10 protein-coding genes are annotated in these 14,164 nt (G+C 32.6%); 9 read left to right on the top strand and 1 reads right to left on the bottom strand.

Annotated features, from left to right (window positions below; genetic code table 11):
* Window positions 1-36 precede the first annotated feature (36 nt).
* The 3 genes from tarB to tagD all read left to right on the top strand — a co-directional run bounded on the left by tarB (window position 37) and on the right by tagD (window position 2,690).
* A complete protein-coding gene (gene tarB / locus HMPREF2864_RS06800) occupies window positions 37-1,125 on the top strand; it encodes a teichoic acid glycerol-phosphate primase TarB (protein ID WP_070545081.1) in 1,089 nt (362 codons plus the stop codon).
* Entirely contained in the window at window positions 1,122-2,189 is a 1,068-nt protein-coding gene (locus tag HMPREF2864_RS06795) for a glycosyltransferase family 2 protein (protein ID WP_002459828.1), read from the top strand. The genes tarB and HMPREF2864_RS06795 overlap by 4 nt, the downstream gene beginning before the upstream one ends.
* 102 nt (window positions 2,190-2,291) lie before the next feature.
* Entirely contained in the window at window positions 2,292-2,690 is a 399-nt protein-coding gene (tagD, locus tag HMPREF2864_RS06790) for a glycerol-3-phosphate cytidylyltransferase (protein WP_002459827.1), read from the top strand.
* A 333-nt stretch (window positions 2,691-3,023) separates the two neighbouring features.
* On the opposite strand, the gene pbp4 is transcribed toward tagD, so the two are convergent.
* Entirely contained in the window at window positions 3,024-4,322 is a 1,299-nt protein-coding gene (gene pbp4, locus HMPREF2864_RS06785) for a penicillin-binding protein PBP4 (RefSeq protein WP_002459826.1), read from the bottom strand.
* Between the two features lie 293 nt (window positions 4,323-4,615).
* On the opposite strand from pbp4, the gene HMPREF2864_RS06780 reads away from it, so the two are divergent.
* The 6 genes from HMPREF2864_RS06780 to HMPREF2864_RS06755 all read left to right on the top strand — a co-directional run bounded on the left by HMPREF2864_RS06780 (window position 4,616) and on the right by HMPREF2864_RS06755 (window position 13,984).
* The gene (locus HMPREF2864_RS06780; protein WP_002479400.1) at window positions 4,616-6,343 is read left to right on the top strand and encodes an ABC transporter ATP-binding protein; all 1,728 of its coding nucleotides are present in this window, start codon (window positions 4,616-4,618) and stop codon (window positions 6,341-6,343) included.
* 310 nt (window positions 6,344-6,653) lie between these two features.
* A complete protein-coding gene (locus tag HMPREF2864_RS06775; protein WP_002459824.1) occupies window positions 6,654-8,141 on the top strand; it encodes a glycosyltransferase in 1,488 nt (495 codons plus the stop codon).
* A 21-nt stretch (window positions 8,142-8,162) separates the two neighbouring features.
* A complete protein-coding gene (locus tag HMPREF2864_RS11905) occupies window positions 8,163-10,331 on the top strand; it encodes a bifunctional glycosyltransferase/CDP-glycerol:glycerophosphate glycerophosphotransferase (RefSeq protein WP_083300137.1) in 2,169 nt (722 codons plus the stop codon).
* Window positions 10,332-10,843: 512 nt separating this feature from the next.
* Complete coding sequence (locus HMPREF2864_RS06765; protein WP_002459821.1) at window positions 10,844-12,073, top strand: NupC/NupG family nucleoside CNT transporter; 1,230 nt, start codon at window positions 10,844-10,846, stop codon at window positions 12,071-12,073.
* Between the two features lie 557 nt (window positions 12,074-12,630).
* Window positions 12,631-12,891 (top strand): hypothetical protein, encoded by a 261-nt coding sequence (locus HMPREF2864_RS06760; protein WP_070572154.1) that lies wholly within the window; start codon window positions 12,631-12,633, stop codon window positions 12,889-12,891.
* A 250-nt stretch (window positions 12,892-13,141) separates the two neighbouring features.
* The gene (locus HMPREF2864_RS06755) at window positions 13,142-13,984 is read left to right on the top strand and encodes a YitT family protein (RefSeq protein WP_248285670.1); all 843 of its coding nucleotides are present in this window, start codon (window positions 13,142-13,144) and stop codon (window positions 13,982-13,984) included.
* Window positions 13,985-14,164 lie beyond the last annotated feature (180 nt).

The raw sequence follows: 14,164 nt of genomic DNA, 5'->3' as shown, positions 1-14,164 counted from the left end.
ATAATTTTAAACATATTATATTTTTGGCGGTGACTTATGAGAATTTTAATCAAGAAACTCTATATGGCCATTATTCGTAGCTTAAATATGTTGTTTTTTCCTGTAAAAGTGAATAAGCAACATATTATTGTATTTATGACTTTTTATGAAGATATGATGCCCATCATTAAAGCGTTAGTGCAACATTCATATCAAATTACGGTTATTGGACCTAAAAAATACCAACAAGAGGTTGAGTCATTAGGTCATCTAAACTACTTAATTGCTGGTAATAAAGGTGTCATTCAACATATTAAAGCATTAAGCTCAGCTAGGGTAATATTAATAGATACGTATTATCTTATGTTAGGTGGTTATCGAAAAAAAAGAGGCCAAACGATTATTCAAACCTGGCACGCATCAGGTGCCCTTAAATTATTTGGTCTCCAAGATCATCAAGTAGACACTGCAAACACACAAATGGTGACACAATATAAAAAAGTTTACGATGCGACAGATTATTATCTTATTGGTGGAGAAGAAATGGGGAAGTGCTTTGAAGGTGCGTTTGATGCGCAGGCAGCACAAATGCTTAAATTTGGGCTACCTCGTTTAGTAGACTATCAACAGCAGGATATGATAAAAAGGCAGCGCGATCTCAAACAGCAGCATGGGATAACGAAGAAACTCATCGTTTACGTTCCTACATATCGTGAAGACCATGGCAACAATCGCAAAATAAACAGTGAAAAGATTGAACAAGCACTGCCAGAGTATCGTGTGATTAGTCAATTTCATCCAAGCATCGTCCATAAATCTTCAGGAATATCTACGCAAGAATTATTGATTATGGCTGATGTGCTTATCAGTGATTATAGTTCATTGCCCATTGAAGCAAGTTTATTACACAAACCAACATTATTTTATGTTTATGATGAAACGGAATATCATGATCAGCGTGGATTAAATCAATTTTATTGGACGATTCCTGAAGTTTACAAAGTGACAGATGAAGCGGAGATAATTAATAAATTGAAGAATGATAGCGCACAACTTAAATCGTTATTTGAGAGTTGGCATGATTATAATTCAACACAGAGTTTAATGTTATTGATGAATTTTATTGATAAGTTGGTGAAAAAATGAAAATAGCAGTTATCATACCTGTATATAATGCTGAGACAACAATACGTCAGGCAGTAAAATCTATTGATACCACGCATGATGTTGAAATTATATGTGTAAATGATGGATCTACAGATGCTACGCATGAAGTATTAGAAGCACTCCAAAAAGAAGTAAAAAATATGAAAATTATAAAACAAGCTAATCGTGGTGCTGCTGCGAGTAGAAACATTGCACTGGAAGCCATGTCTGCCGATATCGAGGGCTTCTTATTCCTTGATGCGGATGATCAATATTTATCAGGAAGTATCGACAAACTAGTGCACTATTTTAACAAATATGAAGATACGGATGTTGTTATCGGACAAATGGTACGAGGAAAAGAAGGGAATTGGCGTGATATTCCTACGCATGAAGTTTTAAAGCAAGAAGCTCGGGTTACATTAGCAGAATGTCCGGAAGTTCTACAGTCAATCGGACCAAGTGCTAAGTTATTTAGTGCTAAATTTAAAAATGAGCGCTTTGATGAAGATGTCGTCTACTGTGAAGAACATACATTTATGGGGCGTGTGTTCTTAAAGGCTAGGGATATTCAATTAATTCCAGACGTGGTATTGGGCTATAATGAACGAGAAGACTCTATTACTGCTAAAATTGCAGACCAATTTTTACCTTATCTAAATGATGCTAGACAAGTACGTTCTAGAATGATGTCAATTCTATTATTAGATAATGAGAAGATATATTATAGCCATCGTTTAGATAATCTCATTGTTAGTTATTTGATCCAAAATTATTTATTAAAGTATCCTAAAATTGATATAACTGTGATTGAAGCAATCATTCAATATATTAGAGATATGCAGCATACGCATTATTCAGGAGATGCTTTATTTAGAGTGATTCAAGCTGTTGAACAGGGTGCATCGCATTGGACTAAAGAAACTTATAAATTGTGGAGACAAACGTTGTTAGAAGTTGGCGTTGGAAGACCTAAGCGTTTATTGGCTTTTGAATTTAGTGTAACCCCTAAAAAAGTGCGTTTCACTAGTAAACAGAGAATCAAGAAGTTATTAAAAAAATAATACAATAATTATAAAGTGACATCTAAAAGATGGTGTAAAGAAATTATTTATGCTACATTAAGATTGTAAATTTTTAGTTAAGGATAAGGAGTTTAACATATCATGAGACGAGTCATTACTTATGGCACTTACGACTTATTACATTATGGCCATATTGAATTGTTAAGAAGAGCGCGAGAAATGGGAGATTATCTCATTGTGGCACTTTCTTCAGATGAATTTAATCAGATTAAGCATAAAAAGTCATATTATGATTATGAACAACGTAAAATGATGCTTGAGTCCATTCGTTACGTAGATTTAGTAATTCCAGAGAATGACTGGGGTCAAAAAGAAACAGATGTTGAGCGCTATGAGATAGATACATTTGTTATGGGTCATGATTGGGAAGGCGAATTTGATTTCTTAAAAGATAAATGCGAAGTAGTTTATTTAAAACGTACAGAAGGCATTTCTACAACGCAAATTAAACAAGAGCTTTATGGTAAAGATGCAAAATAAAAAGTTAGAGATATAAATCCTTAAAGAAGCACAAAGATGATTTGAAATTTACAATCGTCTTTGTGCTTCTTTTATAATCAATACTTCATATTGGTGGCTGAAGTTGTCTTGTTCCCTCAAGCGTTTCGCAATGACATTTAATATAAAAATAATGAAGAGGGTCTAGGACATTATTATGTTTTAGGCTATGAACTAAATATTGGTAGTAGTTGACTGGATTGAAAATACGCGGATGCCAAACTTTTTTCAATCCAGTCAACCTTGCCGGAGCGGGACTAAGAATTCATAATGAATGCTGTCCCGCTTCCTTAAACTAGGTATCCTAGGTTGTTATTATTTTCTTTTAAACAAACGTTTTATAACTTGGTAAACAATCAGTGCGATGGCAATGATAAGTAAACCAATAGCGGTGGATGTTATGATTGGATGATCTTTCCATGTGCTTTTAGCTATGGTATCTGCTTTATGAATCATAGGTTTCTGAACTTGAACGGTTGGTGGGCCGTATTGTTTAGAAATAAATTGACGTTTGTAATCTAAATGGACTTCACCATCGTTAATGACAAATTGGTAGTCTTTAGCGTGTAATGTTTTAGGAACAACATCGTAAAGATCTTTTTTGATATAATATGTTTTACCATTGATATTATGTTCGCCCTTAGAAAGTACTTTTTTGTATGCATATTGATTGAACGAACTTTCCATTATAGCGTTGCCCATTTTATTTCTCTCTTTTTCGCCACCGAGATTATTATAATCACCTACGCCTAGAATAACTTGGTTAATTCTAAACTTACCACGTTTTGTTGTAATAGTATGGTTGTAATTAGCAATATCACTAGAACCGGTTTTTAAACCATCTGTTCCTGGTAAGCTTAAGCTAGCACCTTCTAATGAATGATTAAATGTATAATACGTTACACCGTGTTGCGTTGGTGCGAGTTGTTTTGTAAAGTGAAGTATATTCGGTGTATCTGCGATGACATGTTGATCAAGAATTGCATAATCTTTTGCTGTAGATGTTGAATTATTATCATTTGTTGTTAGTTTAGGTGCAAATTCTTGCAGTTGCGTGTTTTCTGCCCCAGTTGGGTTAGTGAAATATGTATGCGTCATTCCAAGCTCTTTAGCTTTTTTATTCATAAGCTTTGTAAACGAAGTGACGTTGCCTGATACTTTGTTAGCTAATATTAATGCAGCTGCATTGCTTGAATTAGATACAGTAATTTGTAGTAATTCTGCAATGGTATACACTTCTCCAGGATAGAGTTTTGTATTACTTAATTCAGGTAACGTTGACATGCGATAATGATTTTGTGTGATTTTCACTTTATCATCAAGCGATAAGTCTCCTTTTTTGACAGCTTCTAATGTTAAATACATCGTCATAAGCTTAGTCATCGAGGCAAGATACCATTTTTTATTTCCATGGTAATTATACAAGATTTGTCCAGTTTGACTGACATTAATTGCACCTTCTGGATCGTATGCAGCAGTTATGCCAGTATAGCCATATTGGGTAGCGATTTGACTTGGGCTTAACACAGCATCTGACTCTGCAGCGAATAGATAAGGGGTAAACTGAGTAAAGCTAACAAGCACCAATATAAGTATTATAAAAATTTTTTTCATAAATTGAGTCCTTTTCTTTGAAGTTAGAATGCTCACATTTTACCACGAATATACTTTTAATAAAACTATAAATCTGATAATTAAGATGTTTTAGTACTTTATTGAATTTAAAAAAATATTAAATGTGTGTTTTTTTAATATTAGTATTATACTAATACTATAGAACTCGGAGCTTAGCAGTGTTATAGTAACAATAAACTGTGATAGTAAATAAGAAATGATTGAAAACAGTCAAAATAACAGAAAATAGCAAGCTTCATAATAAATAAGATAAAAATTGTAGAGGTAAAAGCATGAAAGCACAAAATCCATTATTTTTCCTGTTCAAAAAACTTAATTGGCCAGTTGGGTTGATTATAGGAGCAGTTATTATTACTAGTTTAGGTAGCATTAGTGGTTTATTAATTCCACTATTTACCGGTAAGATGGTTGATAAATTTTCAATGAGTAGTGTTAACTGGCGTACTGCCGTCATTTTTGGTAGCATTTTCATCTTAAATGCTTTGTTAAGTGGTATCGGCCTATATTTGCTAAGTAAAATTGGTGAAAAAGTAATTTACGCCATACGTTCTTTGTTGTGGGAACATATTATTAAACTAAAAATGCCATTTTTTGATAAAAATGAGAGCGGTCAGCTTATGAGTCGTTTAACAGATGACACAAAGGTAATTAATGAATTTATTTCACAAAAATTACCTGATTTGTTGCCATCTATTCTGACGCTCGTGGGTTCTCTCATCATGCTATTTATCATGGATTGGCAAATGACATTATTAACCTTTATTACGATTCCAATTTTTATTGCAATCATCATGCCTTTGGGTCGTATCATGCAACATATTTCTAAAAATACACAAACAGAAATTGCTAATTTTAGTGGTTTATTAGGCCGTGTATTAACTGAAATGCGTTTAGTTAAAGTATCTAATACTGAGAGAAAAGAATTAGATAACGCGCACAGAAACTTGCAATCTATTTATAATTTAGGTTTAAAACAAGCTAAGATTACAGCAGTTATTCAACCCATTTCGAGTGTGATTATGCTGATCACGATTGCTGTCATTTTAGGATTTGGTGCCATACGTATCGCCAGCGGTGCCATCACTGCCGGAACATTGATTGCGATGATTTTTTATGTGATTCAATTATCTATGCCATTGATAAATTTATCGACATTAGTTACCGATTACAAAAAAGCAGTAGGTGCTAGTAATAGAATTTATGAAATTATGCAAGAGCCAACCGAACAGACTGAAATCACTGACGAAGAAGCAATTAACATCGTTGACGATGGAGAATTAACATTTGATCATGTGACATTCAAATATGATGTAAAGGATATATTGAAGGATGTATCATTTCGTATTCCACAAGGTCAGGTTAGTGCCTTTGTAGGTCCATCAGGTTCTGGTAAAAGTACGATCTTCAACTTAATAGAGCGCATGTATGATATTGATGGGGGAGATATCAAGTATCATAACCAAAGTATTTATGATATCTCACTGTCTAAATGGCGTAATAAAATAGGATATGTGATGCAGTCTAACTCCATGATGAGTGGGAGCATTCGCGATAATATTTTATATGGTATTAATAGACAAATTTCTGATGAAGAACTCATTGAATATAGTAAGTTAGCTAATTGTCATGATTTTATTATGCAATTTGATGATGGATATGACACGTTAGTAGGTGAACGTGGTCTTAAGCTTTCTGGTGGTCAACGCCAACGTATCGATATTGCACGTAGCTTTGTAAAAAATCCGGATATTTTATTACTAGACGAAGCCACAGCAAATCTAGATAGTGAAAGTGAACAAAAAATTCAAGAAGCGTTAGAAGTGCTCATGAAAGGACGTACAACGATTGTAATCGCTCACCGCTTATCGACAATTAAAAAGGCAGGACAAATTATCTTTATTGATCAAGGCCAAGTAACTGGTGAGGGTACGCATTCAGAGCTAATGGCTGAGCATGACAAATATCGTAAATTTGTTACGACTCAAAATTTATCAGAATAATTTTAGAGCTAGACTTTAAAACAATGAAATGATAAACAATCTTTAAGCTACGAATTAATAGATTTAATTTGAAATTATTTTATGAATATGAAATAATCAACTCTAATTTAACTATATCTAAAGCAAAGATGATTAAAGTTGAGACACAAAAATACCGACTTTAAATAGCGTCAAATTCATTTGTATCTTAAGTTAAGATGACAATATGAAGTTGGCGCTATAATGGCTTTTATATCACTTGCAAATTTTTTGCTATTGATGCAGACGTTAATCACTGTGCGTGATGCTTTGATATATTGGAGGAGATTATGTGTTATATACGGTGACTTCAACCTTACCGCCAGTGCATGGTGGAAGAACGAAATCATTATTAAAAAGAATTAAATTTTTAGAGGAAAAATTGAACAAATCATCGACAATATTGACCACAAACTATAATCCTAACTATAAAAAAGTGTATGATAAATTCAAACAACAAGGGATTATTACGGAAAATTTGAAGATTGATAATATTTATGATTGGCTAGCAGATTATAAATTGTTAGAAAAACCAAAAACGAAGTCACTATTACACCGAGGTCCAAAGGAAACCGCAGTTAAAATACCTGGGTTGACTTCTAAAGTAAAGGGAAATACGGTTAACTATTATCAACATGAACAACACGTAATGACTAGAAAATATTATAAGCATTCTAACGTAATGAAAACAGAGGAGTTACTTGCAACTGAAACGAAAGTTAAAATTCAACGTAAAGACTACACTGTAAACGGTAAACTGCACAGAATCGTCACGTATAACCCCAAAAACACCTTCAAGTTGAAAGAACAATACTATGAAAAAAAGGGCACGCTTTATTTAGAAAAACATTTTTCAAATGATCAAGAAAATAAACTGTTTCAAATTATTTATTATCCGAAGCATAAGTCTCGACGGGTCTTTAATACTGAAAAAGAAATGTTTACCTATTATTTTAATCATGTTTTGTCAGATGGCAGCGTGGTATTCAATGATGCGCGACTATTAGATCGTTCATTGATTCAGTGTGAAAATAATATTAAACGTATTTTAGTACTTCATAGCAATCATCTTGAACATGGTAAAATCCGAAAGTCTTATGGTTTGGCTTTAGAAAATAGCGCGTCTATTTATAAATATCTTGTGTTGACTCACTATCAAAAGGCAGATATTCAGCAACAATTTAATATAAGTGATGATAAGATTGAAGTGATTCCACATTTTCAACATCAATTATTGACCGAACCATCCGAGAAAGTTGACGATTACTTCTGTTTTATTGGCAGGATTGCTAAAGAAAAACAGCTCGATCATCTTATTCATGCTTTCCAACAATATTTGGCTAAAGGATATAATAGTCAACTTCATATTTATGGAGAAGATGTTGACAATCAAGTGTCATCTTTAAAAGACTTAACAACTGAATTAGGTATTTGTGATAATGTAGTGTTTAATACGCATACAAATCAGCCAGAGCGTGTCTTTCAACATGCTACAGCGTCATTGCTGACCAGCCAATATGAAGGCTTTGGCATGACGATTATGGAAAGTATTCATAACGGTTGCCCTGTGGTATCATATGACGTTCGGTATGGACCTAGTGAGCTGATTATTGATGGTGAAAATGGGCTATTAATTGATGCGGGCGACGTGACCGCTTTTGCTAATGGAATAGAAAAAGTTAGAAATATCAAGCGTGAAGATGTAAAATTAAGTGAAAAATTTAGTGAAGCTGCAGCGGTAAAAAACTATCAAAAACTTATCCAAGAGATAAGTAACTAAAGTAAAATGGAGCGAAACATATTGAATAAATTATCGGTTATTGTGACATATTATAACAATGAAGACCATATTGGTGATTGTATCACCAGTTTAAAAAAACAGAGAAATCAAGATTTTGATATCATTATTGTCGATGACGGTTCAATAGATGCATCGACAGAAATATTACAACAGCAATTAGCAACGTATGATAAAGATGTGACATTCGTTCAAATCGAACATAACTCAGGGCATGCACATGCACGAAATGTGGCATTAGACTATGTTGATACCCCATATGTGATGTTCCTTGATGCGGATGACCAATTAGCAAGCTATGCAATAGACTTTTATTTAAACCATGTGAATGGACTTGACGGCTTGATTGCTCCCATTCATAAGTTTACCAATCATCGACCACAGTACGTTGATAAAGATAAAGTACGTTTAGAGTATTTATCACACCAAACAAATCCTAATTCTTTTTTACGAAAACATACAGTTTGTAATATATTATTCAGAACAGCTATTATTAAAGCCCATCACATTAGATTCAATGAAAGTTTAAGAATTTTTACAGATATGTCATTTACACTGGAATATTTGAAATACGCTGAACATTTTGTCAGAGTTTTTGACTTCCCATTTTATTATCGTGGAGAAGTTTATGATCCATTTAATGGCAATACATTAAGTGATCAAGATTTTGTTTTGATATTTGATGATTATGTGGAGAGCTTTTTCGATGCGATGCAACGTACTGATAATAAAAAAATTCAAAGCTTTTTAATAGATAAAATGAAAAATGAAATTAAACAAGGATTTGATCCATCATTAAGAGATATAAAAGCGCGTTATGTTGCATTGGAAGACAGTTTAATTAAAGTGGTTAAAGCAGTGAAATGGAATATTATTCGAGATGGTAAATTACTTTATAATCTTGAAGTGCTTTTCCTTGCTATGAATGATGTGGACCATGCGAAATACATCAATAAGTTACGTAAAAAAACGAGATTAGTCAAAGATATTGTTACTAATAGCAAAGCGAAAGAACGCTCAAGATATCAATTGACAGATGATAAAGATATTGTAGATGACAAGACAATTGTCTTTGAATCATTTGGTGGTAAAAATTATAGTGACAGTCCAAAATATATTTATGAATATATGCAACAACACTACCCACAGTTAAATTATATTTGGGTTTGTGCTAGACCAGAACAAACTGTCATTCCAGGAAATGCTATTAAAGTGCAAAAAGGTTCTAGGGCGTATTATCAAGCATATGCTAAAGCAAAATATTGGGTTTCTAATGCTCGTCTACCACTGTACTTAAATAAAAAAGAAAACCAAGTATATATTCAAACATGGCATGGTACACCACTAAAGCGTTTGGCTAATGATATGAAAGTTGTCAGAATGCCAGGAACAACAACAGCAAATTATAAGAAGAACTTTTATTCTGAAGCTTCACGCTGGGATTATTTAGTGTCTCCAAATAGATATTCTACAAATATCTTTAAAACTGCTTTTTGGATGGATGAGGCCCGTATTTGGGAAATAGGATATCCACGTAATGATGTCTTAGTCACACGTCAAAATGATACAGATTATCTAAATCAAATTAAGAGAGATTTAAATCTCCCAGAAGATAAAAAAGTAATCATGTATGCACCGACTTGGCGAGATGATGAATTTGTCAAAAAAGGACAATATCTATTTGATTTAAAAATCAATTTGGCTAACTTACAAAAGCAAATCGGTGATGACTATGTGATTTTATTGCGTATGCATTATTTAATTGCAAATGCTTTAGATTTAAATGGATATGAAGATTTCGCGATAGATGTTTCTAATTATAATGATATTTCAGAACTATATTTAATCTCAGATGCCTTAATTACCGACTATTCGTCTGTTATGTTTGATTATGGTATTCTAAAACGACCACAATTCTTCTTTGCTTATGATATTGAAAAATATGATAAAGGCCTTCGTGGTTTTTATATGGATTATATGAATGATTTACCAGGAGAAATTATCACTGATGAATTTAAATTAGCTGAAGAACTCAAACACATTGATAAACATAAAGAACGCTATAAAGATAAAATTGAGAAGTTTTATCAAGACTTTTGTTCACTTGAGAAAGGTCATGCTTCACAGTTTATTGGTGATCATATTTATAATGATATTCATCGTCATCAATAGTATAAATAAGCGCCAATCAAATTTAGAATATTAATCATAGAATGAGACGCCCTAAATGTATTGTCAGAATTCATTCAGGGTGTTTTTATAATAATGATTTATAGTATTGTCTTAATTTTCAAGGGTGCTATCATAACTTTGGATGGATACTAATTTCCTTGAAGACTTGCCTCAGTCAATAGCTATTTATATAAAATTTGATAAATTATCACTAAATACCAGAAAAATACTAGATCTACAACACGATAAATATAGTATTAATAAAAAAATGGCGATTTCTATTAAAAATTAAGAAGAAATTGCTATTTTCTTTGTTTAGAAACAATTTATATACTGAATGCTATTTTGTTGTAATTATGAATTTGCTAAAACGTCATATCCTCTTATGGTAAGCCCGTGGTATAATATTTCATGTAGAATTTACAGATATTTTACATGTTTACTTTAAAAAGTGTATTCAAAATCTCATCTTAGATTGTTCATCTAAGGTGAAATAAAAAGGTAGGTGCCTTATGTTTTTAATTATCAATATTATAGGGTTATTTGTATTTTTAGGCATTGCTTATGCATGTTCGCGCAATCGGAAACATATTCAATGGAAGTCAATAGGAATATTAGTTGCACTTAATCTCTTTTTGGCATGGTTCTTTGTGTACTTTGAACAGGGAAGAAAAGTCGTTAGAGGTTTAGCTAACGCGATAGCTTGGGTTATTCAATCAGCGAATGAAGGAACTGGCTTTGCCTTTAAAAGTTTTGTGAGTGGGAAAATGATGGACATGGCAGTCAGTGCATTATTTCCTATTTTGTTAATTGTGCCATTATTTGATATTTTAATGTATTTTAACGTGTTACCTAAAATTATTGGGGGCATAGGTTGGTTACTAGCAAAAATTACGCGTCAGCCAAAGTTTGAATCATTCTTTGGTGTTGAAATGATGTTTTTAGGTAATACAGAAGCTTTAGCTGTTTCGAATGAGCAATTAAAGCGTATGAATGAAATGCGTGTGTTAACCGTAGCAATGATGTCGATGAGTTCGATTTCTGGAGCTATTGTTGGCGCTTACGTTCGCATGATTCCAGGAGATTTAGTCTTAACGGCAATACCGCTTAATATTATCAATGCTATTATTGTAACGTCATTGCTCAATCCAGTGACGGTTGAAGAACAGGAAGATATTATCTATAGTATTAATACGAATAAACAAGAACGTCAACCGTTCTTTTCATTTTTAGGCGATTCTGTCTTAGCTGCAGGCAAGTTAGTACTGATTATTATCGCCTTTGTAATTAGTTTTGTAGCATTAGCAGATTTGTTTGATCGTTTTATTAATCTTATAACAGGGTTAATTGCTGGTTGGATGGGCTTCAAATTTAGCTTTGGTTTAGACCAAATACTAGGTGCAATTATGTATCCATTTGCGCTACTATTAGGGTTACCAATAGACCAAGCTTGGCACGTGGCACAAGATATGGCTAAGAAAATTGTGACAAATGAATTTGTTGTAATGGGGAAAATTTCGAGTGTCATAGATACATATAGTCCACATCGACGTGCAGTGATTTCAACATTCTTGGTATCTTTTGCAAACTTCTCGACAATCGGAATGATTATTGGAACATTAAAAGGCATTGTCGATAAGAAGACATCAGATTTTGTGTCTAAATATGTGCCTATGATGTTATTATCTGGTATTTTAGTGTCATTATTAACAGCTGCTTTTGTTGGCTTATTTGCTTGGTAATGAAAAATAAAAAGCCCCTATGCTATTACATGACTAAATGTATAGTATTGGGGTGTACTTATGTTTAGTAAATAGATAAAAACCAAGCACGAACAGTAAGGACACACTCTTTGCACTTGGTTTTTATGGGAAATGAATATTAATGTACTTGTAACGGTAAGGACTAGGTACTGTCACAGTACTTCGAGCAAAATTTGTTTGTTAATATAAACAACACAAAGGAGATAACTTCTCTTAATAAGAAGTTATACACATTATAACAGAAGAGAACTAAAATGTGAATAGAAAATTCAGAAAATTTAAATTTGTTTATAAATTCATTGCTTAACTTGATTTTATGGCACGCATAGTATTTACTTTTTTAATAATTATAATGAATAGTTATCAGAAGTATAGAACTGAAAATGAAGTGCATCATAAAAGTGTTGAAAAGCCATACTACTTGTAGTTATATAGAGGGTATGTTTATATTATAATCGAAAGGATTATGTAAAAAATGCTTAAGCAAGGCGATAAAAAGTACATATAGGACACTTATATAAGTGGGTGAATATAATATGGAACGTGTAATATATGGTATTAATATCCTTAACTATATCATCGTTTTAACTATGATTTTTATCTTTAGAGATGCGTTAAGTAGTTATGGATTTTACATTGTTGCTACCTTTAGTGCAACAAGTTTACTATTATCTATAATTTATAGTATTTATTATCGATACAATGATGACTTGAAAAATCATTGCTACATTAGCGTTTTTATCAATTTATTTAATATCATAATTATCGCTACAGCACTTTTAATCTTTTTATTCTAAGCTTCAATGAAATATATACTTACGTAATTTATATTAAATTCGGTTGACTTGTAAATTAATTAAGAAAGAATAGAGCGAAATAGCAAAGAAGTAACGAACTTTGCTTTCGCTTTTTTTATATCTTATTTTCTAAAAGTAGCGACTTTAGTCTCAACTTTTAGAAAATTTAATCATCACAGGTTTAAATTTCATATAAAGTCTCGTATGATGTTTATATATTACAGCTTTTACCTAAGACATTGCAGAGGGGATGAGTATAGTGAATAAACTTATTAGAGATATAGTATTTGTTATTATAGGTTCTTTTATTTTTTCTGCTGGTGTGAATGCCTTTATTATTTCCGGTAATTTAGGTGAAGGTGGTGTGACAGGTATGGCAATCATACTTTACTATGCCTTTCATATTTCGCCGGCAGTGACTAATTTTGTTGCTAATGCTATTTTAATCATCGCAGGTTTCAAGTTTCTAAGTAAACGAAGCACGTATTTAACCATTTTGGCAACCATATTAATCTCTGTATTTTTAGGATTAACTGAAAACTGGCATATTAAAACGTCAAATATCATTATTAATTGCATATTTGGTGGTGGTTCGGTGGGACTTGGTATTGGGATAATCGTGTTAGCCGGAGGAACAACTGCTGGGACAACAATTCTTGCACGGATTGCTAATAAATATTTAGACGTTAGTACACCTTATGCTTTGCTCTTTTTTGATTTAATTGTGGTACTGATTTCTTTAACAGTATTACCAATAGAAATGGTATTAGTCACTGTTATTTCACTCTATATAGGTACTAAAGTTATGGAATATGTCATTGAAGGATTAAACACAAAAAAAGCAATGACCATTATTTCAAGTAAGTCTGAAGATGTAGCTAAAGCAATTGGTGAGCAGGTAGGAAGAGGCCTAACCATATTAAATGGGCATGGGTATTATACACGAGAGCAAAAAGATGTTTTGTACGTGGTCATCAGTAAGACGCAAGTGTCAAGAGCAAAGCGCATTATTAAGCGTATTGATGATCATGCATTTTTAGTGATTCACGATGTGCGTGATGTCTATGGGAATGGTTTTCTTGTCGAAGAATAATCAAAGGAATAGAACAGAAATCGAACTTCTTAACAAAGGTTGTATTGTTTTGCACAATAATCATGCTAAGTTTGAACACGTAGTGCTTATTTTTATTTGTTGAATCCCACATGATTATTGTTGGGAGCGGGACAGCATTCATTATAAATTCGTAGTCCCGCCCTGGCAAGGTTGACTAGG

Source organism: Staphylococcus sp. HMSC059F04 (assembly GCF_001812565.1).
Classification (GTDB): domain Bacteria; phylum Bacillota; class Bacilli; order Staphylococcales; family Staphylococcaceae; genus Staphylococcus; species Staphylococcus lugdunensis.
The sequence above is the reverse complement of the archived record's forward strand: the minus strand, read 5'-3'. Positions and strand labels throughout refer to the sequence as shown.